Origin of the sequence: Nocardioides deserti (assembly GCF_014266025.1) — a bacterium.
GTDB lineage: Bacteria > Actinomycetota > Actinomycetes > Propionibacteriales > Nocardioidaceae > Nocardioides > Nocardioides deserti.
The window spans coordinates 134,280-153,784 of sequence record NZ_JACMYC010000004.1 but is presented as its reverse complement, the minus strand read 5'-3'; the positions used below and the strand labels follow the sequence as shown (position 1 = coordinate 153,784).

General features: G+C 73.2%; 20 protein-coding genes. 8 read left to right on the top strand and 12 right to left on the bottom strand.

Annotated features, from left to right (window positions below):
- Nucleotides 1-3: 3 nt before the first annotated feature.
- Entirely contained in the window at nt 4-135 is a 132-nt protein-coding gene (locus H7344_RS21140; RefSeq protein WP_268238535.1) for a hypothetical protein, read from the bottom strand.
- Nucleotides 136-238: 103 nt separating this feature from the next.
- Here H7344_RS21140 and H7344_RS08600 point away from each other — a divergent pair, with 103 nt between their 5' ends.
- Nucleotides 239-862, top strand: a complete 624-nt coding sequence (locus tag H7344_RS08600; RefSeq protein WP_186345613.1) for a class I SAM-dependent methyltransferase — start codon at nt 239-241, stop codon at nt 860-862.
- Here the strand turns inward: H7344_RS08600 and H7344_RS08595 are convergent.
- The 5 genes from H7344_RS08595 to mca form a co-directional block, all read right to left on the bottom strand.
- Complete coding sequence (locus H7344_RS08595) at nt 846-1,907, bottom strand: endonuclease/exonuclease/phosphatase family protein (RefSeq protein WP_186345612.1); 1,062 nt, start codon at nt 1,905-1,907, stop codon at nt 846-848. The genes H7344_RS08600 and H7344_RS08595 overlap by 17 nt on opposite strands.
- A gap of 67 nt (nt 1,908-1,974) precedes the next feature.
- Nucleotides 1,975-2,883: an endonuclease/exonuclease/phosphatase family protein gene (locus H7344_RS08590; protein WP_186345611.1), complete on the bottom strand. Its 909-nt coding sequence runs from the start codon at nt 2,881-2,883 to the stop codon at nt 1,975-1,977.
- Nucleotides 2,884-3,032: 149 nt separating this feature from the next.
- Nucleotides 3,033-3,905, bottom strand: a complete 873-nt coding sequence (locus H7344_RS08585) for an endonuclease/exonuclease/phosphatase family protein (protein WP_186345610.1) — start codon at nt 3,903-3,905, stop codon at nt 3,033-3,035.
- Nucleotides 3,906-4,005: 100 nt separating this feature from the next.
- Nucleotides 4,006-4,317, bottom strand: coding sequence for a hypothetical protein (locus tag H7344_RS08580; RefSeq protein ID WP_186345609.1), 312 nt, complete (start codon nt 4,315-4,317; stop codon nt 4,006-4,008).
- 13 nt (nt 4,318-4,330) lie between these two features.
- Nucleotides 4,331-5,239 (bottom strand): mycothiol conjugate amidase Mca, encoded by a 909-nt coding sequence (gene mca / locus H7344_RS08575; protein ID WP_186345608.1) that lies wholly within the window; start codon nt 5,237-5,239, stop codon nt 4,331-4,333.
- A 56-nt stretch (nt 5,240-5,295) separates the two neighbouring features.
- On the opposite strand from mca, the gene H7344_RS08570 reads away from it, so the two are divergent.
- Both H7344_RS08570 and greA read left to right on the top strand, forming a co-directional pair.
- Nucleotides 5,296-5,700: a DUF4307 domain-containing protein gene (locus tag H7344_RS08570; RefSeq protein ID WP_186345607.1), complete on the top strand. Its 405-nt coding sequence runs from the start codon at nt 5,296-5,298 to the stop codon at nt 5,698-5,700.
- A gap of 210 nt (nt 5,701-5,910) precedes the next feature.
- Nucleotides 5,911-6,414 (top strand): transcription elongation factor GreA, encoded by a 504-nt coding sequence (gene greA, locus H7344_RS08565; protein WP_186345606.1) that lies wholly within the window; start codon nt 5,911-5,913, stop codon nt 6,412-6,414.
- Here the strand turns inward: greA and ilvA are convergent.
- Genes ilvA through H7344_RS08550 form a run of 3 tightly spaced genes read right to left on the bottom strand, consistent with a single transcriptional unit; the run spans nt 6,402 to nt 10,200 of the window.
- Nucleotides 6,402-7,655 (bottom strand): threonine ammonia-lyase, encoded by a 1,254-nt coding sequence (gene ilvA, locus H7344_RS08560; RefSeq protein WP_186345605.1) that lies wholly within the window; start codon nt 7,653-7,655, stop codon nt 6,402-6,404. The two genes, greA and ilvA, sit on opposite strands and share 13 nt — an antisense overlap.
- On the bottom strand, nt 7,652-9,007 hold the full coding sequence (locus H7344_RS08555) for an AI-2E family transporter (RefSeq protein WP_229706910.1): 1,356 nt from the start codon (nt 9,005-9,007) through the stop codon (nt 7,652-7,654). Before H7344_RS08555 ends, ilvA begins: the two co-directional genes overlap by 4 nt.
- An 8-nt stretch (nt 9,008-9,015) precedes the next feature.
- Entirely contained in the window at nt 9,016-10,200 is a 1,185-nt protein-coding gene (locus H7344_RS08550; RefSeq protein ID WP_186345604.1) for a cystathionine gamma-synthase, read from the bottom strand.
- Nucleotides 10,201-10,307: 107 nt separating this feature from the next.
- Here H7344_RS08550 and msrA point away from each other — a divergent pair, with 107 nt between their 5' ends.
- Complete coding sequence (msrA, locus tag H7344_RS08545) at nt 10,308-10,955, top strand: peptide-methionine (S)-S-oxide reductase MsrA (RefSeq protein WP_186345603.1); 648 nt, start codon at nt 10,308-10,310, stop codon at nt 10,953-10,955.
- Nucleotides 10,956-11,059: 104 nt separating this feature from the next.
- Here the strand turns inward: msrA and H7344_RS08540 are convergent, their stop codons facing one another.
- The 3 genes from H7344_RS08540 to H7344_RS08530 form a co-directional block, all read right to left on the bottom strand.
- Complete coding sequence (locus tag H7344_RS08540) at nt 11,060-12,352, bottom strand: DUF3500 domain-containing protein (RefSeq protein WP_186345602.1); 1,293 nt, start codon at nt 12,350-12,352, stop codon at nt 11,060-11,062.
- A gap of 109 nt (nt 12,353-12,461) precedes the next feature.
- Entirely contained in the window at nt 12,462-13,958 is a 1,497-nt protein-coding gene (locus H7344_RS08535; RefSeq protein ID WP_229706911.1) for a sensor histidine kinase, read from the bottom strand.
- A 1-nt stretch (nt 13,959) separates the two neighbouring features.
- On the bottom strand, nt 13,960-14,688 hold the full coding sequence (locus H7344_RS08530) for a response regulator transcription factor (RefSeq protein WP_186345874.1): 729 nt from the start codon (nt 14,686-14,688) through the stop codon (nt 13,960-13,962).
- Nucleotides 14,689-15,265: 577 nt separating this feature from the next.
- Here H7344_RS08530 and H7344_RS08525 point away from each other — a divergent pair.
- The 4 genes from H7344_RS08525 (at nt 15,266) to H7344_RS08510 (ending at nt 19,467) form a co-directional block, all read left to right on the top strand.
- Complete coding sequence (locus tag H7344_RS08525; protein WP_186345601.1) at nt 15,266-16,306, top strand: S1C family serine protease; 1,041 nt, start codon at nt 15,266-15,268, stop codon at nt 16,304-16,306.
- A 154-nt stretch (nt 16,307-16,460) separates the two neighbouring features.
- Entirely contained in the window at nt 16,461-17,051 is a 591-nt protein-coding gene (locus H7344_RS08520) for a DUF4956 domain-containing protein (RefSeq protein ID WP_186345600.1), read from the top strand.
- Entirely contained in the window at nt 17,048-17,887 is an 840-nt protein-coding gene (locus H7344_RS21135; RefSeq protein WP_222130430.1) for a polyphosphate polymerase domain-containing protein, read from the top strand. The genes H7344_RS08520 and H7344_RS21135 overlap by 4 nt, the downstream gene beginning before the upstream one ends.
- Nucleotides 17,888-17,982: 95 nt before the next feature.
- Nucleotides 17,983-19,467, top strand: coding sequence for a carbohydrate-binding domain-containing protein (locus H7344_RS08510; protein WP_186345599.1), 1,485 nt, complete (start codon nt 17,983-17,985; stop codon nt 19,465-19,467).
- Nucleotides 19,468-19,505: the final 38 nt, after the last annotated feature.

Here is a 19,505-nt window from a genome sequence, read left to right as displayed (position 1 = left end):
CGGCTAACCGCCCGCACCGGCCGCGGTAGCGGCCTCCGCGGGCGTGACCGGAGCGGCCACGGTCAGGGCGACCCCCAACGCGGTGGCGGCGGCGCCGAGCGCCACGGGCTGGTCCTGCTGTGTCGTGTCCTCCACGAGACGTCACCTCGTTCCTGCGGTCGTCGACCGCTTCGGCGATGGTTCGCAGGGGCCGGTACCCGGGTCGCCAGAGGCGGAGTCCGGTGCTTGACTCGGTCCCGTGGACGCGGACGCCTGGGACGAGCGGTACGCCGCCAGCGAGCTGGTCTGGTCGCCCGGCCCGAACGCCGTGGTGGCCGCCGAGTGCGCCGATCTTGCGCCGGGCCGGGCCCTCGACCTGGCCGCCGGGGAGGGCCGGCACGCGCTCTGGCTGGCCGCACGCGGGTGGCGGGTGACCGCGGTCGACTTCTCGGCCGTCGGGCTGGCGAAGGGCCGCCGCGTGGCGGACGCGACCACGCTCACCGGCTCGGTCGCGTGGGTGCCGGCCGACGCCACCACCTGGCACCCGCCGGCCGGCACGGCGTACGACCTGGTGCTGCTCGCCTACCTGCAGCTGCCGCCCGCACGGCGCCGGGTCGCGGTCCGGGCCGCGCACGGGGCGCTCGCCCCCGGCGGGACGCTGCTCCTGGTCGCCCACGACCGGACCAACCTGACCGAGGGCACCGGCGGCCCGCAGGACCCGGAGGTGCTGATGAGCGCCGAGGACGTGCTCGCGGACCTGGCCGGGCTGCCGCACGAGGTCGTGCGCGCGGGCCGGGTCGCGCGGGAGGTCGAGCCCGGCCACGGCGACGTTCCTGGGCGCACCGCCTGGGACTGCGTCGTGCGGGTCAGCCGCCCGGCGTGACCATCGGCGTGACGGTGACCGTCGCGCGGACGAAGGCATGGTCGGTGGCGGCACGCACCGGGGCGCCGTAGTCGACGACGTGGCCGCTGAAGGCCACTCCCCCGACGCCCATGATCTTGTCGATCTTGATCGGGCCGGCGCCCACGCAGGACGTCGGCGTCGCGCCGTTCGAGCCGATCATCCCGGTGGCCGCCGACACCCGGCAGCCGAACTCGGTCTTCTCGTTGGTGTCGCCCATCAGCAGCACCGGCTTGCCGGTCGCCTTGAGCCGCTCGACCAGCGCGATCTGCGCACCGGTGGCGGCGTCGCGGTCGGCCTCCTGGTCGCGCGGGGAGTTGTGCAGGTCGATCACCCAGAACTCGCCGGTCGTCGCGCGGTCCCGGAGCAGGACGTAGGGGATCGGCCGCGACTGGTGGTCGAAGGTCGTGATGATCGAGCCGGTGTCGACGAGCTCGAAGAGGTCGTCGCGCCAGCCGATCTGCAGCCGCACCCCCTGGTTGCCCAGCGACTGGCCGGGCCAGATCGTCCAGCCGGGCAGCCGCGAGCGCAGCACCGCGAGCTGGTCGTCCTGGACCTCCTGGAAGCCGACGAGGTCGACGCCGCGGCCGAGGATCGTGCTCGCGTGCATGGCGGCGCGGCCAGTGCCGTTGGCGCGGTGCTGGCTGCCCTGGACGTTGAGCGTGCCCACCTGGAAGGTGAACGGGTCGCCGGGGACGGGACCGGGCGGGACCTGGCGGACCGGGCGGACCGGGACCCGGCGCAGCGGGGCGCCGGCGCGCTGCAGGCGGTACGGCGGCGGCTCCGGCGCGACCAGCCCGGACACCGCCTCGGTGCGTGAGCGGGAGGCCGCGGGCGCGCGGTCGGCCTCGCGGGAGACGCGCTCACCGCGGGCCGAGACCTGCGCGCCGGCGACCTCGACCGGCGCACCGACCGCGATCGGCACCTGCACCTCGCGCGGGGCGAGCCCGAGGCCCGCGACGACCGCGAGGCCGGTGAGGAGCACGGCCACCACGAGGACGACGGGAGCGGTGGGACGGCGACGCACCGGAGCAGGGTAGCCGCCGCGACGGCGGTTGCCAGCCTCGACGGACACCCTGCGGACAGCCGACGGGTCAGCCTCGCCGGGGCGCGCGGACGCGCACCCGGGCCTGGAGCAGCGCGTGGTCGCTGGCGCGGCGCACCCGGTAGCCGCGGTCCTCGCGATAGCCGGAGAACAGCACGCGGGGTCCACCGCCGAGGATCCAGTCGATGCGCAGGCGGCCCTGGGGCGGGACGCAGGTGCGGCCACGGGTGCTGCCGCCGCTGGCGGACCTGAGGTCGGTGCGCCGGGTCATCCGGCAGTAGAACTCCCGACGTTCGTTGGCGTCGGCGGTGACGAAGACGGGCCGACCGCGTGCCCGGAGCTTCTGGACCAGCCGGACCTGCTTGCGGGTGGCCCGGTCACGCTCGCGCTCCATCCGCCGCGGGGAGTTGTGCACGTCGATGACGTAGAAGGAGCGGCCGGTGCGCCGGTCGCGCAGCTCGACCCACGGGATCGGCCGGGTCTGGTGGTCGAACGTGGTCGTCATCCCGCCGTGGTCGACGAGCCGGAACCGCTTGGTTCGGAAGGCGATCTGCAGGCGGACGCCCCGGTCGCCGAGGCTGCGGCCGGGCCAGAACCGGTGGCCAGGGAGGCGGTTGCGCAGCACCCGCAGCTGGTCGCGCTGGACCTCCTGGAGGCCGATGACGTCGATGTCGCGCTGGCTGATGGCACCGGCCGTCCACCGGGCGCGCTGGGTGCCGGGGGCGAAGCCGCCCCGGCCGCGGGTGTGCTGGCTGCCGAGCACGTTGAAGGTGGCGATCTTGAAGCCGAAGACGGCCGACCGGCGCGCGTCGGTCCCGACGGACTCACCGACGGGCTCACCTGCGGGTGTGGCCGCGGCAGCGGGGAGGAGGCCGGCCGCGAGGGTCAGCACCAGGGCCGCGGCGAACGATGCGGCGACCGAGCCGGCGACCGAGCCGGCGACCGGGGTGGACCGCACGGACCCGGCTGGGGTCGGTCCTGCGGTCCTGGCTCGGGGCACCCGGGGACCGTAGCCACGCGTGGTCCAGTCCAGCAACCGCCCCGCCGTGCGGCGGCGCCCCCGGATCAGCGCCCCCGGATCAGCGCCCCCGGATCAGCGCCCCCGGATCAGCGCCGCCGGGGGCGCAGGGTGACGGTCGCCCGGACGAGCGGGTGGTCGCTCGCCGCGCGGACGGCGCTGCCCTCGAGCACGGTGTAGCGCGAGAACGTCATCGGGCCGGCGCCGAAGATCCAGTCGATGCCCAGCCGTCCCGGGGGCGGGCTGCACGAGCGCGGGGACGACGCCGAGCCGCCGTTGGGGGCGAGCAGGTCGGTCAGGCCGACGATCGTGCAGAACGTCTCGGTGTGCTCGTTCATGTCGCCGACGACGAAGACCGCGCGGCCGGTGGCGCGCAGCCGCTCGACGAGCCGCACCACCTTGCGGGTGGCGGAGTCCCGCTCGTCCTCGAGCCCGCGCGGGCTGTTGTGGTGGTCGACGACGTAGAACTTGCGACCGGTCGCGCGGTGCTCGAGCAGCACCCACGGGACGGGGCGGACCTGGCGGTCGAACGCCGTCCGGATGCTGCCGGCGTCGACCAGGCGGAACAGCCACCTCTTCCACGCGATCTGCAGCCGCAGCCCGCCGCCGCCGAGCGCGGTGCCCGGCCACACGTCGTACCCCTCGAGCTTGCGCTGGAGGACCGCGAGCTGGTCGGCCTGCACCTCCTGGAGGCCGACGACGTCGACGCCCTTGCGCTCGATGAGGCCGGCGGTGATCGCGGCGCGGACCCGGCCGGGCCCCCAGCCGCCCCGGCCGAGCGTGTGCTGGCTGCCGAGCTGGTTGAAGGTGGCGACCTCGAAGCTCGGGCTGGTCGGCCGCGCGGGGACGGCGGACGCGGCCGGAGCGGCGCCGGCCGATCCGAGGACGGTGGCGAGGAGCGTGGCGAGGGTCAGGACGACGGCTGCGCCGCGGCGCCCGAGCGCTGGTCCGAGAGAGTGCACCGGACGACGGTAGGGAGGCCCGGAGCCGACGACGGCCGCTTCCGGACGGCCGCACCCGGACGCCCGGAGGAATGACCCGGGCGGGTCATCGGCGGGCGGGTCAGTCGGAGGACGGGCGGGGTGACCCGGGCGACTCCGGGGCGTCCTGCTCCGGGGTGTCCTGCCCGGCCAGCGGGAGCGCCTCCGCCGACCGCGGGCGGCGGTTGGACGGTCCGTAGAGCCCGGCGTCCTCAGAGGCCTGCGCCTTGCGCAGCCGGCGGACGAGGCTCCAGCCGAGCAGCCCGACGGCGACGGCGAGGGCGATGAAGATGCCGAACGCCAGCCACCCCGCCTTGACGTCCTCGGGCTTCGGCGCCTGGTCGGCCGCGCGGACGAGGGCGTCGGCGGCGAGCGGGAGGAGGTCGAGGGCCATGCCGGCCATCCTCTCAGGACGGGTCGGTGATGCCGGCGAACAGGTCGCTCTCCGGGAGCTCGCTGGCGACGTGGCTCACGACGAGCTCGAAGTCCTCGGTCGGCCACACCTCCTCCTGGATCTCCCGCGGGACCGCGAACCACATGCCGTCGGGGTCGATCTGGGTGGCGTGGGCGAGCAGCGCCTGGTCGCGGACGCCGAAGTAGTCCGAGCAGGGCACCCGCGTGGTGATCCGGGCGTCCCACTCCGGCTCGGGCTTCCAGTCCTCCAGCCGGTCCGCGTAGGGCGACTCGAGCCCGTGAGCCAGCATCGCGTCGTGGATCGCCTGGGTCTTCGGGCGGTTGAAGCCGTGGTGGTAGTAGAGCTTCAGCGGCTGCCACGGCTCCCCCAGGTCGGGGTAGCGCTCCGGGTCGCCCGCGGCCTCGAACGCCGCGACGCTCACCTGGTGGCACTTGATGTGGTCGGGGTGCGGGTAGCCCCCGCGCTCGTCGTACGTCGTCACGACGTGCGGCCGCAGCTCGCGGATCAGCCGGACCAGCGGCGCGGCCGCCTCCTCGAGCGGGACGAGCGCGAAGCAGCCCTCCGGCAGCGGCGGCTTCGGGTCGCCCTCGGGCCAGCCGGAGTCGACGAAGCCGAGCCAGTCCTGGGTGACCCCGAGGATGTCGCGGGCCCGCTCCATCTCCTGGCGGCGGATCTCGGTGATGTTGGCGAGGATGTCGGGGCGGTCCATCTTCGGGTTGAGGATCGACCCGCGCTCACCGCCGGTGCAGGTCACCACGTGGACGTCGACGCCCTGCGCGACGTACATCGCGGTCGACGCCGCTCCCTTGCTCGACTCGTCGTCGGGGTGGGCGTGGACGTGCATGAGCCGGAGGCCCGACCGGGGGTGCTGGTGCCCGTCGTGAGACCCGTCATGAGACATGGGGCCGATCCTAGGTCGCCCGCCCCGGGCCACCGGACGGGTGGGACCATGGGGGCATGAGCAGCGACGTCCTGGCCGAGCGGTACGGCGCGCCGACGCCCTGGCGGCGCCGCGCGGCGCTCGTCGGGTGCGTGGTCCTCGGCGTGGTGTTCCTCGGCTGGCTGGCGTGGACGGCCTGGTCGCACGCGACCCCCGAGGCCACCTCCGAGCTGGAGCGCTTCGAGATCGTCGACGAGCACACCGTCGACGCCGTCGTCGTCGTGAAGCTGCGCGACGACGACGTCGAGGCGACCTGCCTGCTGCGCGCCTTCGCGGAGGACCACACGACCGTCGGCGAGCTGGAGTTCGTGCCCGATCCGGCCCTGGGCGACCGCCAGGAGCAGTCGGTGCGGACCGACCGGCGCGCCACCGCGCTCGAGCTCGTCGGGTGCCGGACCGCGGAGCAGAGCCGCTACTCCTGACCTGCGAACGGAGCGGCCGCTTGTTACAGTGGCCGATCTGACCGTCCCGCCCGGGCCGTCCAGAGGAGGGCCCGAGACGCCGGCCCACGGCGTCAGCACCAGTGCCGCGGCGTACGAGCACACCCTCGACGCCACCCGAGCGGGACGAGTCCTCGTACGCCCCAGGCGGGCACCACCCGCCGTACCCGCACGCACCATCAGGAGTTCCTCATGACGCAGTCGACCGAGCAGGGCACGATCTGGCTGACCCAGGACGCGCACGACAAGCTCTCCGCCGAGCTGGAGAACCTCAAGGGCCCGGTCCGGCAGGAGGTCATCGAGCGGATCGCCTCCGCCCGCGACGAGGGCGACCTCAAGGAGAACGGCGGCTACCACGCCGCCCGCGAGGAGCAGGGCCGCGTCGAGGGCCGGATCCGCCAGCTCGAGGACATGCTGCGCCGCGCCGAGATCGGCGAGACGCCTCCCGACGACGGCGTCGTCGAGCCGGGCATGATCGTGACCTACAAGTTCGTCGGTGACGACGACGACGAGATCGAGTCGTTCCTCCTCGGCGCCCGCGAGATCGAGCCCGAGGGGCTCACCGTCTACTCGCCGCAGTCGCCGCTCGGCGAGGCGATCAACGGCAAGAAGAAGGGCGACACCGTCTCCTACGAGGCGCCCAACGGCAAGACCCTCGAGGTCGTCATCGTGGACGCCAAGCCCTACACGGGCTGACGCCCGGTGACCCGGTAGCCGCTCTCGCGCAGCCGGGCCGCGAGCTGCTCGGCGTGCGGGGCACCGCGGGTCTCCAGCTGCAGGTGCACCTCGACCTCGTCGAGGTGCAGCGAGGGCGAGATCCGCTCGTGGACGACCTCGAGCACGTTCGCGCCGGCGGCGCTGACCTCGCCGAGGAGCCGCGCCAGCCCGCCGGGGACGTCGGGGATGGTGAGCGTCAGGTTGACGTACCGACCGGCCGCCGCCATCCCTTGGCGGATCACCTTGCCGAGCAGCAGCGGATCGATGTTGCCGCCGGAGAGCACCGCGACCGCCGGGGTCTCGAAGCCAGCGGGGTCGTCGAGCACCGCGGCGACCGCCGCGGCGCCGGCGGGCTCGACGACGAGCTTGGCCCGCTCGACGAGCGCGAGCAGCGCGCGGGAGAGGGAGTCCTCGGAGACGGTGCGGATCTCGTCGACGTGGTCGCGCACGGCCGCGAAGGTGATCTCCCCCGGCAGGCCCACCGCGATGCCGTCGGCCATCGTCTTCATGGCCTCCAGCGCGACCGGGCGGCCCTGCGCCAGCGAGGCGGGGTACGCCGCCGCGCCGGCCGCCTGCACGCCGACGACGCGCACGTCGGGACGCGCCGCCTTGACCGCGATCGCGATGCCGGCCAGCAGCCCCCCGCCGCCGGTGGGGACCAGCACGGTCCGCGCCTCCGGCGCCTGCTCGAGGATCTCGAGGCCGGCGGTGGCCTGCCCGACCACGATGTCGGCGTGGTCGAAGGGGTGGATGAGCACCGCGCCGGTCTCGGCCTCGAAGCGCCGGGCTGCGACGAGCGACTCCTCGAGGTTGCGCCCCTCGAAGACGACCTCCGCGCCGTAGCCCCGGGTGGCCTTCTCCTTGGGGATGGGCGCACCCTCGGGCATGAACACCGTCGCCCGGGTGCCGAGCATCCGTGCGGCGAGCGCGACGCCCTGCGCGTGGTTGCCGGCCGAGGCGGCGACGACGCCGCGGGCGCGCTCCTCGTCGCTGAGCCGGGCGATCCTGACGTAGGCGCCGCGCGCCTTGAACGAGCCGGTGCGCTGGAGGTTCTCGCACTTCAGGTGCACCGGGCCGCCCGCGAGGTCGGAGAGCCACCGGGACTCCTCCATCGGCGTGCGCACCGCCACGCCCGAGAGCAACGCCTGGGCGGCCTCGACGTCGGGCAGCGTGATCGGCACCGCGGGGGTGCCCGGGTCCTGCGTCGGCGGCGCGGTCACAGCGGGCTCTCCGGGTCGCCTTCCGGCACGTCGACCTGCGCGTCCGTCTCCTCGTAGTCCTCCGCGAGCTCCTCCACCGGGTCGTCACCCGGAGCGGTGTAGGCCGCCAGGTGCTGGATGACGGCGTTGCCCGCCGCGGCGAGCGGCACCGCGACCAACGCGCCCGCGACGCCGGCGACCACGACGCCCCCGGCGATCGCGACGATGACCGCGAGCGGGTGGACCGAGACCCAGCGGCCGAGCAGGAACGGCTGGAGCACGTGGCCCTCGACCTGCTGGACGACGATGACGCCGGCCAGCATCAGCAGCGCGGTGATCGGGCCCTGGTCGACCAGGGCGACCAGCACCGCGACCGACCCGGCGATGGTCGCGCCGATCATCGGCACGAACGCGCCGAGGAAGACCAGCACGCCGATCGCCAGCACGAACGGCACACCGAGCACGGCCGCCACGATCGCGATGCCGATCGCGTCCACGAGCGCGACGATCACCGTCGCCCGCACGAACTGGGTCAGCGAGATCCACGCGACCCGGCCGGAGCTGTCCACGTGCTCGCGCGCCGCGCGCGGGGCGATCCGGACGAGGAAGGCCCAGATCCGCTCGCCGTCGGCGAGGAAGAAGTACGTCGCGAACAGCACGATGAAGAAGCCGGCGAACAGGTGGGTGACCGCGCTGCCGACCTCCGTCGCGCGCGACACGACGCCGCCCTGCTGGCTGCTCTCGCTGATCGTCCGCTGCGCCGCGTCGATGTAGTCGTTGATCTGGCTGTCGCTGGCGTTGAGCGGGCCGGTCTTGAGCCAGGTCTTGATCTGCCCCAGGCCCTCGACCGTCTGGTCGGCGAGGTCCGTGGCGCCGTTGGCGACCTGCTGGCCGGCGAAGGTCAGCAGCAGCGCGACCAGGCCGATGCCGCCGATGACCACCGAGATCGACGCGAGCCCACGCGGCAGGCCCGCGCGGTCGAGCACGGTCACCAGCGGCTGCACCAGCGCCGCGATCAGCAGCGCGACCGCCAGCGGGATCGTGACGACCGAGAAGAACCCGATCAGCTGGAGCAGGACGTAGCCAGCGGCACAGATGACCAGCAGCCGCCAGGCCCAGGCGGCGGCGAGGTCGACGCCCCACGGCACCTGCGCGCGGGAGAAGTTCGACGGCCCCGTCGGGATCGGCGCCGGCGCCGGCCGGCGCTCCTCGCGCATCTGCGCCCACTGCTGGGCCAGGCGCTGGGCGAGCCCGTCGTCGTCGTCGGCGATCCGCGGCAGCCGCAGGGCCAGGCGCCGCCGGTGCTCCTGCTCCGCGGGCCCGCGGCCTGCGGCCTGGCCCTGGCCCTGGCCCTGCGCCTGCTGCTCGTCCACCGGTCGGCCTAGGCGCCGGCGCCGAGCGCCCGGTCGAGGTCGGCGAGGAGGTCCTCGGCGGTCTCGATGCCGACGCTGAGGCGCACCAGGTCGCCCGGCACCTCCAGGTCGGTGCCCGCGACGCTCGCGTGGGTCATCCGGCCGGGGTGCTCGATCAGCGACTCGACGCCGCCCAGGGACTCGCCGAGGGTGAACACCTCGGCCCGCTCGCAGACCGCGAGCGCCTGCTGCTCGCCGCCCTTGACGCGGAACGACACCATGCCGCCGTACCGCTTCATCTGGCGGCTCGCGACCGCGTGGCCGGGGTGGTCCTCGAGGCCCGGGTAGATCACCTGCGTGACGTCGGGGTGGCTGCCGAGGAACTCCACCACGCGCTCGGCGTTGTCGCAGTGGCGCTCCATCCGCAGCGCCAGCGTCTTCAGGCCGCGCAGCACCAGCCACGAGTCGAACGGCCCGGCCACCGAGCCCATGGCGTTCTGGTGGAAGCCGATGCTCTCCGCGAGCTCGAGGTCGCGGACGACGAGGGCGCCGCCGACGACGTCGGAGTGGCCGCCGCAGTACTTCGTCGTGGAGTGGACGACGACGTCCGCGCCGAGGGTCAGCGGCTGCTGCAGGTACGGCGAGGCGAAGGTGTTGTCGACGACGAGCAGCGCACCGGCCTCGTGGGCGACGCCCGCGAGGGCCTCGATGTCGGCGATGTTCAGCAGCGGGTTGGTGGGCGTCTCGACCCAGACCATCTTCGTGCGGCCCGGCTCGATCGCGGCGCGGACCGCGTCGACGTCGGAGACCGGCGCGGTGGTGTGGTCGACACCCCAGACCTTGACCACCTTGTCGAAGAGGCGGTGCGTGCCGCCGTACGCGTCGTCGGGGAAGACGACGTGGTCGCCCGCCTTCAACGCCGAGCGGACCAGCGTGTCCTCCGCGGCGAGGCCGGAGGCGAACGCGAAGCCCCGCTCCCCCTCCTCGAGCGCGGCGATGTTGCCCTCGAGAGCCGTGCGCGTGGGGTTGCCCGAGCGGCTGTACTCGTAGCCGCCGCGCAGGCCGCCGACGCCGTCCTGCTTGTAGGTCGAGGTCGCGTAGATCGGCGGGATGACCGCCCCCGTTGCGGCGTCCGGCTCGTAGCCCGCGTGGATCGCCCGCGTCTCGAACCCGGTCTTGTGCCTCGCCTCGTGTCCGTGCTGCTGTTCGCTCACCCCGCGAGGTTACCCACGAGCCCCGACATGCAGCCCCGCGGGAACGTCTGCGTCCGCGGCGGTGTTGCACCCGGTGCCAGGATGGATGACCCACCAGGAGGTAGCCCGTGTTCTTCGCCCGCAAGCAGACCCAGCTCGTCGCCCCCGAGGAGACGCTGCCCGGCCACACCGAGCGGTGGTTCAACCTGCACGACCGGCACCTCGCGCTGGGCACCCCCGTCGTCACCGACGAGGCCCCCGCCGGCATGGAGGTCGCGGTCTTCGGCCTCGGCTGCTTCTGGGGCGCCGAGGAGGTCTACTGGCAGCTGCCGGGCGTCTGGTCGACCTCGGTCGGGTACGCCGGCGGCACGACCCCGCACCCGTCCTACGAGGAGGTCTGCTCGGGCGCCACGAACCACACCGAGGCCGTCCGCGTCGTCTTCGACCCCTCGGTCGTCTCCTACGCCGAGCTGGTCAAGCGGTTCTTCGAGGTCCACGACCCGACCCAGGGCATGCGCCAGGGCAACGACGTCGGCACGCAGTACCGCTCCGCGATCTACTTCACCACTCCCGAGCAGGAGCAGGTCGCCCGCGAGCTGACCGAGGTCTACGGCGCCGAGCTGCGCCGCCGCGGGCTGGGCGAGATCACCACCGAGATCCGCGAGGTCCCGACGTACTACTACGCCGAGGACGTCCACCAGCAGTACCTCGTCAAGAACCCGAACGGCTACCGCTGCCACGCCAACACCGGCGTGAGGTTCCCCGAGATGGCCTGAGGGCACAGACGGGCCCCACGCCATCGGGCACCTGCCGGCATGACCGTGCCGTCCCCAGCGCCGGGTCTGATCGCCATCCGACACGAGCGTGACCGCTGCTGGGCTCAGCCCATCGTCGAGGGGGGACCGTCACCAGCCGGCGGGGTGCCGCCGGCACCGGGAGCACCCCCGGTGCCGTTCATGCCGGTGGCGGCCTGCTGGGTGGCGCTGCCGGCGTAGTCGTTGGACGGGTCCCGGTAGACGGTGTGGACGTGGCCCCACCCGGAGGTGGTGACGCCGTCGACGTCGGCACCGGCGGAGCCCTGCTGGGCCTGGAAGGCGATGTAGACGCCCGGGCCGGAGATGGAGAAGCTGACACCGTCGCCGGTGCTCATGTCGTACGACGTCGCGCCGGACCAGCTGATGTAGGTGTCGTCGAGCGTCGCCTCGATGACGGCGAGCGCAGAGGCGGTGGTCTCCGCGTCGGCGAGTCCGGCCCAGTTGGCGACGAGGTCGAGGAGGAGCTGCTGCTGCTCATCGGTCAGGTCGGACCCCTGGAGCCCGGACCCGGTCGGGAAGTCACAGGTGTCCCCGGGCGCACACATGCTGACCTCGCCCGAGGTGAGGGTCGCCAGCTGGTCGTCGGTCAGGCTGTCGTAGAAGGCGAACGCATCGGTGTAGATGGCGTCGAAGGGCTGGACCTCCTCGCCGTCCTCGTTCGTGTAGACGGCCGGCTGGACGCCGAGGTGGGTCGGGGCGAAGGTGAGGGTGCCGGCGGCGGCGTCCATGGTGGCGTTGATGCCGAGGTGGTGGCCCCCGAACTGGACCGCCCAGGCCTCCGTGTCGGAGGGGTCGCCGAAGAAGGCGATGTAGTACTGGCCAAGCGAGTCCTCGGTGCTGCCGCTGTTGTCGGCGAGGTACTGGTCGCCGCCGATGATGCCGGCGACAGTGGCGTAGCCCTCCTCGCTGAGCAGCGCCTCGAGCACCTCGAGCGCGGCCGCCTGCTGCTCCTCGGTCAGCTCGGCCAGGTTCACACCGGCCCGCTCAACGAAGGTGACCGGGAAGTTCGACCACGACGTCGTCTTGGTCTCGTCCTCGTAGGCGTGGAGGACCTGTTCGCGCTGCTCGTCCGAGAGGGTGGCGAGGAAGGCGTCGGCTGCCGCAGCGGTGTCGGCGATGGTCTGCGTGGTAGAGGTCGCGTCCGTGCTCGCAGACCTTGCTGCGGTGGTTGCGGCGTCGGCGACCGTGGTGGTGGCCGAGCTCGTCGTGGCCGACGAGGCGGATGACGCGGCGGTGGCGTCGTCGCTGGTGCCGCAGCTGCTCAGGGCGAGCACGGCCACGAGGGCCCAGGAGGCAACGCAGGCGAGGCGGCGGCGAGCAGGGGTGGCGGCGGAGGGACGTGGTGTGTTCGTGTTCATGGGACGAGCGTCGCGATCGGTCCTGTGCGTGTTCTGTGCACTCCCTGTCCCGCAGCGAGGAATGAGTTACGCCTTCGCTCGACACCGCCCGTAGCGCTCGGCCGACTCGTCAGCGTCGCGGGAGCCGCACGGTGATGGTGGTGTCGCCGGGGCGGCTGTCGAGGTCGACGTCCCCGCCGTGGGCGTCGACGATGGCGGCGACGAGGGCGAGTCCGAGGCCTGCCCCGCCTTCGCGGTGCCGGGAGGTGTCGCCGCGCACGAAGCGCTCGAAGGCGTGGTCGAGCAGCGACGGCGGGAAGCCAGGACCGTCGTCGTGCACGGCGAACCCGCTCGGCGTGGCGGTGACTGTGACCGTGGTGCCGGCCGGGGTGTACTTGCGGGCGTTGGTCAGCAGGTTGGTGACGACCTGGCGCAGCCGCGGCTCGTCGCCGGTCACTTCGACGGAGTCGGCGGGCAGGTCCAGTCGCCAGTGGTGCTCGGGGGCGAGGACGCGGGCGTCGGAGACGGTCTCCAGCAGCAGGCGAGTGAGGTCGACGGTGTCCTCGGCCAGCGGCCTGCCGGCGTCGAGGCGCGCGAGCAGGAGCAGGTCCTCCACCAGCGAGGTCATCCGTCCCGCCTCCTCCTCGACCTTCGCCAGCGCCGTGGCCGTGGCCTCCTTGTCGCCGGGGCGACGGCGGGCGAGCTCGGTGTAGCCGGCGATGGTGGCGAGCGGGGTGCGCAGCTCGTGGGAGGCGTCGGCGACGAACTGCCGGACCTGCTGCTCGCTGCGGTGCCGAGCCGAGAGCGAGTCCTCGACGTGGCTGAGCAGGGTGTTGAGCGCGGCGCCGACCTGGCCGACCTCGGTCCGTTCGTCGGTGAGCCGGTCGGGCACCCGCTCGTTCAGGTCGATCCTGCCCGAGGAGAGGGGCAGCGCGGACACGGCGTGGGCAGTGGCGGCGACGTCGCGTAGCGGTCGCAGCTGGCGGCGTACGACCACCAGGCCGGCGGCCGAGGCGACGAGCCCGCCGAGCAGGACGAGAACGACCTCCCAGGCCACCAGGGTCGTGACGACGTCGTCGACGTCGTCGGTCGGGAGGCCGGCGACCACGTCGGCGCCCCCCGTCCCGTCGTCGGTGACCACCACCCGGTAGGGGCCGAGGTCGGGCAGGTCGACGTCGTGGGGTTCCTCGTCGGTGGGCACGTCACCGAGCACGTCGAGCGCTTCCTCGGACAGTTGCTGTCGCGTCGTCGCACCGTCCTGGGACTGGACCAGCACGTCGCCGATCCCGGGGTCCCAATCCTCGAAGAGGAAGGCCGTGAGCGTCCCCACCCCCTGACCACGCACGTCCTGCGGGCCCCGGCCGTCGAGGCCGTCGGCGTCGCCCGGGCGCTCCGGACCTCCGGTCGGCGGCTCGTCGAACCACGGCGGCGTCCCGTCGGGTGCAGGACGGCTCGCCCGCTCCAGAGCAGCACGAACGTCGTCGTCGAGCTGGTCGTGCAGATACGCGCGGACGGCGAGCGTCGTGGTGACCGCCATCAGCACGGCGACCACCGCGACCAGCGCGAGGGTGGTGGCGACGAGGCGTGCGGTCAGCGACCGCGGGCGGAGCGACCCCGGACGACGCACGTCAGGACGCCGGCTTGAGGACGTAGCCCGCGCCGCGCATCGTGTGGATCATCGGTGGCCGCCCCGCGTCGATCTTCTTGCGCAGGTAGGAGATGTAGAGCTCCACGACGTTCGCCTGGCCGCCGAAGTCGTAGTTCCAGACCCGATCCAGGATCTGCGCCTTGCTCAGCACCCGGCGCGGGTTGCGCATCAGGAACCGGAGGAGCTCGAACTCCGTGGCGGTGAGCGTGACCTCTTCGCCCGCCCGGAACACCTCACGGCTGTCCTCGTCGAGGGTGAGGTCACCCACCGCGAGCACGGACGAGGAGGCCGCCTGCTGGGCGCCGGCGCGGCGCATCAGCCCCCGCACCCGGGCGACGACCTCCTCGAGGGAGAACGGCTTGGTGACGTAGTCGTCCCCGCCGACCGTGAGACCGGCGATCCGGTCCTCGACGGCGTCGCGCGCGGTGAGGAACAGCACCGGGACGTCGGGCTCGGTGGCTCGCACCCGGCGCAGCACCTCGAAACCGTCGAGGTCGGGCAGCATGATGTCGAGCACCACCGCGTCGGGGCGCGTCTCCTTCGCCGCGGCGACGGCCCTGTGGCCGGTGTGGGCCGTCGTGACCTGCCAGCCCTCGTGCCGCAGAGCCATCGTGAGGAGCTCGGCAATGTTGACCTCGTCGTCGACCACGAGCACCCGCAAGGGCGAGCCGTCAGGGCGGGTGAGCGCAGGAGCGTCGGTGGGAGCCACAGGTCTCACGTTGCCGACGCTACCTGTGCGCCTGCTGTGAGGAGGCCGTGGAGCGGCGCAGGAACCATGGCTGCCGGAGTTGAGGTCGCTGGCCCGGTTCACCGCCCGGGAGCGGGTCGCCGTGCCGGCTGCTGTGCCGGTCCGGTCGGTCGTCGCCTCGGTGGCCGCCCCGCGGGCGAACCCTCCCAGTCCCCCGAGGAGGAGCAGCCCGAGTGCGGCGGCGCCGAGCAGGAGCCGGGTGCGGGCGAACCAGGCCCGGACCTGTCGACGCCGGGTCGCGCTCGTCGCGCCGTCCTCCGCCGTGGGTGCGCTCGTGCCGGCCGGGTGCTCCTCCCCCGGTGCTCAGCGTGGACCGATGCCGTGCACAGCACGCGCACAGCCGGCGTCGACAACCTCGGGGTGTCACCGCCCCACCGCTTTGAGGAGTCCTTGTGGACCACCACTCATCCGTCCGCCGCAGTGCCGTCCGTCGTGCCGGTGCTGCGACCGCGGCCGCAGCTCTCGCCGCCTCGTTGCTCTGCCTGCCGCGCCGGCTCAGGCATCCACCCCGTCCCTCGTGCGGGCAGTGGGGGCGCCCGTGGTTCTCAGCGAGTGGTTGCGGTGGCCGAGGTCGCCCCGTTACCTGGACCCCGCCTTCTCCGCCCCGGGCTCTTCCGGCTCGCCCGTCTGGCCCTACCAGGCCGCCGGGTCGGCCGTCGCGGGTCTCGAGGTCAGCGACGCGACGACGGACCAGTCCTCGGGCGTGGTCCTCGTGTCGGCCGTGGTCGACTTCGGTGCCGGCGAGGCCGCCGGTTCCGGCATGGTCGTCGACGGCAAGGACGGCATCGTCGTCACCAACCACCACGTGGTCGAGGGATCCACGACCGTGACCGTCACCGACGCCACCACCGGCGGGAGCTACGTGGCGGACGTACTGGGGACCGACGCCCAGCACGACGTCGCCGTGCTCCGGATCGAGGACGCCCCGACGCTGGCCGAGGTCACCCTCGACACCGCACCGCTCGCGGTCGGCGACCTCGTCACCGCAGTCGGTGACGCCGGCGGAGACGGCGGCACCCTGACCGCTGCCGCCGGCACGGTCACCGACACCCACGAACCTGTGACCGTCACCGAGGACGACGGCACCACCGCCACGCTCCGCAACCTCGTCGAGGTCGACGCCGACATCATCTCCGGCGACTCCGGCGGTGCGCTCCTCGACGCCGACGGCGAGGTGGTCGGCATGAACGTCGCCGCCTCCAAGGGGACCACCGACATCACCGGGTACGCCATCCCCGCCCGCCGGGTGCTCCGCATCGTGGAAGCGGTGCTGTCCGAGGTCGCGTCCACGGACTCGCTCGGGTACGACCCGTTCCTCGGCGTCCAGCTCGACACGACGAGTCAAGGCGCCGGCGCCGCGGTCGCCGCCGTCCTCGACGACGGCCCCGCCCAGACCGCCGGACTGACCGCCGGCGCCACGATCACCGCGCTCTCCGGCGCAGCGACACCAAGCGCCGACGCGCTGGTCCGCGAAGTGGTCGGCCACGAGCCCGGCGAGGTCGTCGAGGTCACCTGGACCGACGCCGCCGGCACCAGCCACACCGCCGAGGCGACCCTCGGACGCGCCCCCGTCGCCTGACTCCGGCGCCTGACTCTGGCGCAAACGCCTGGCCTCACAGGCGCCGCACAAGTGCGCCACACGCTGTTCCGGGCTTGCTCCGGCGTACTGGTCCTACCGCCGGTGGTCGCTTGCAGCACGGCCGCCGCCTCCCACCGATCACAGGAGCTCCTCCATGCAGCAATACGTCATGCTCGTCGCCGACCTGGCCGCGATCACCGTCCTCGTCGGCCTCTTCCTGGCCCGCCACCGTCGCCGCGAGCTCGTCGTGGCCTACCTCGGCATCAACATGGCCGTCCTCGCGGTCACCGCCACGCTGGCGAGCAGCACCGTCGGGGCCGGACTCGGACTCGGTCTCTTCGGGGTGCTGTCGATCATCCGACTGCGCTCCCAGGAGCTGGCCCACCACGAGATCGCCTACTACTTCGCGGCTCTCGCGGTCGGCCTCCTCTGCGGGCTTACGACGACACCGACGGTGCTGCACGGCGTGCTCCTCGCCGGAGTCCTCGGCGCCCTCTGGCTCGGCGACCACCCCCGCACGGCCCCGGCCGTGCGCCAGCAGGAGCTGCTGCTGGACCGGGCGATGACCGAGGGCGCCGCCCTCACCGCCCACCTCGAGCAGCTCCTCGGCACCGAGGTGTTGACCGTCGCGGTCCGTCGTACCGACCTGGTCAACGACACGACCCTCGTCGACGTCCGACACCGCCCGACCGCCTCCGCCGTCACAGCGCTGGCCCCGCCGATCCGGATCGGTGGCGGCCGGTGATCCCGACGTCCCGCGGTCTCGTCGCCGTGCCGGCCCCGGTCGACCGGTTCGACCCCATCGGTCTCGCGGACCTCGTCGAGCAGGCCTCGCTCCTCTCCCGGGTCGACCGCAAGTACCTCGTCCCCGTTGCCGAGCTACCCCGTCTGCTAGCGGCGGCCCCGTCGAGCGCCCGGGTCCTCGAGATCGGCGGCTCACGCACCTTCGGCTACCGCTCGACCTACCTCGACACTGCCGACCGGCTCAGCTACCTGCTCGCGGGCCGGCGACGCCGCCGCCGCTTCAAGGTGCGTACCCGCTCCTACCTGGACACTGGGACCTCCTGGCTGGAGGTGAAGACCCGGCGCGCACGCGACCTGACCGTCAAGGAGCGGGTGGCGCACCACGACGCCGCCGTCGACGGACCCCTCACCCACGAGGGCCGAGCCTTCGTGGCGGACCGCCTCTCGGCCGCCGGCATCCCGGTCGACGCCGACGCGCTCGAGCCGGTCCTGGTCACGGCGTACCTGCGCTCCACCCTGTTCCTCCCCGAGTCGCGCAGCCGGGTCACCATCGACACCGACCTCGGCTGGACGACGCTGGCCCGCACCGACCACACCGACCTCGACCGCGCGTCCCTGGCGGTCGTCGAGACCAAGAGCGGATCCAGCCCCTCGGCCTTCGACCGGCTGCTGTGGACCCGAGGTCACCGTCCGCGGCAGATCTCCAAGTACGGCGTCGGCATGGCCGCGCTGCACCCCGAGCTCCCGCGGCTCAAATGGCACCGGGTCCTCGACCAGCAACTCCAGGTGCCGCCCATCTCCCGCAGGCTCCCCAACCACAGCCCGCACACAGGGTGACTCCACCTCCGCGACAGGTGCGCCCAGCAACCTCGACCCCATCCGCGGCAGACCTCCTGTCCCCGCGCAGACCTCGTTCTCGAAAGGCCCCCCTCATGCGACTCCCCCGACTCCGACGGGCCCTGGCAGCAGCCGCGGCGACAGCCCTCCTCGCCGGCTGCGGCACCTCGGCCGGGAACGACATCACCACGTCGACCACCGCTGGGACGACCACCGTCTCCACCGCCGCCACCACCGCCGCCGAGGCCCTCGCCGAGGACATCGAGGTCGAGACCGGCGAGGTGTCCTACGACGAGGGAGACCTCGTCGACATCAGCCTTGCCGGCAGCGCGGCGACCTCCGACAGCGACGCGGTCAGCACCCAGGACGGGACCGTCACCATCAGCGCCGGCGGGACCTACCGCCTTCACGGCGAGCTCACCGGGCAGGTGGTCGTCCACAGCAGCACCGACGGCGTCGTACGACTCGTGCTCGACGGGGCGACGATCACCTCCGAGACGACCTCGGCGATCAACGTCGCAGACGCCGAGTCCGTCGTCGTCGTCCTCGCGGACGGCAGCGACAACACCCTCTCGGACGCCGAGACCTACGAGGACACCTCTGAGGACGCGCCCACCGGCGCGCTCTACTCCTCCGCCGACCTCACCATCGGCGGCCCCGGCAGCCTCACCGTCGACGGCAACGCCAACAACGGCATCGTCGGCAAGGACGGCCTCGTCCTCACCGGCGGCTCGATCACCGTGACGTCCGTCGACGACGGCGTCATCGGAAAGGACTACCTGGTGGTCGCCGACGGAACGGTCGTCGTTGATGCCGTCGACGACGGCCTGAAGTCCGACAACGCCACTGACCCCGGCACCGGGTTCGTCCTCATCGAGGGCGGCACCGTCCACGTGACCTCGCAGGACGACGGCATCAAGGGCGTCCAGGTGCTGGTCGACGGCGGCACCGTCGACGTGACCGGTTCCACCGAGGCCCTCGAAGGCTCCCTGGTCATTATCGACGGCGGCGACCTCGAGCTGCACTCCGCCGACGACGGCATCAACGTCGCCTCCTCCGACGACAGCGCCGCCACCGATGGCCGGGCCGGTGGCGGCATGGAGGCCGACAGCTCCTTGCACCTGCACATCAACGGCGGCACCGTCGAGGTGTGGTCCAGCGGCGACGGTCTCGACTCGAACGGTGACGCCACCATCACCGGCGGAGACATCACCGTCTACGGCCCGACCAGCGAGGGCAACGGCGCCCTGGACGTCAACGGCACCCTCGACATCACCGGCGGCACCCTGCTGGCGACCGGCAGCGCCGGAATGATGGTCGCCCCCGGCACCGACTCCCCCCAGGGCTGGATCGCCACCGCTCTCACGGCCGCCGGCGCCGCCGGCTCCGCGCTCACCATCACCGACGCCGATGGCGATGAGGTCGCGGCGTACACGGTCGAGAAGGACTACGCCTCCGTCGTCTACTCCTCCGCAGGCATCGAACCCGGCGCCACCTACACCGTCACCGTCGACGGCACCGCCATCGACGTCGTCGCCGGGGAAGCCCCTTCCGGCGGCCGCGGCCCCATGGGCCGATGAGCCTTCACCGACCACCTACCACCACGACCCGAGGAACC

Coding starts and splice junctions, on each gene's coding strand:
- H7344_RS08580 (WP_186345609.1), bottom strand. CDS start 4,317: ATGGCCCTCGACCTCCTCCCGCTCGCCGCCGACGCCCTCGTCCGCGCG.
- mca (WP_186345608.1), bottom strand. CDS start 5,239: ATGTCTCATGACGGGTCTCACGACGGGCACCAGCACCCCCGGTCGGGC.
- H7344_RS08570 (WP_186345607.1), top strand. CDS start 5,296: ATGAGCAGCGACGTCCTGGCCGAGCGGTACGGCGCGCCGACGCCCTGG.
- greA (WP_186345606.1), top strand. CDS start 5,911: ATGACGCAGTCGACCGAGCAGGGCACGATCTGGCTGACCCAGGACGCG.
- H7344_RS08540 (WP_186345602.1), bottom strand. CDS start 12,352: ATGAACACGAACACACCACGTCCCTCCGCCGCCACCCCTGCTCGCCGC.
- H7344_RS08520 (WP_186345600.1), top strand. CDS start 16,461: ATGCAGCAATACGTCATGCTCGTCGCCGACCTGGCCGCGATCACCGTC.
- H7344_RS08510 (WP_186345599.1), top strand. CDS start 17,983: ATGCGACTCCCCCGACTCCGACGGGCCCTGGCAGCAGCCGCGGCGACA.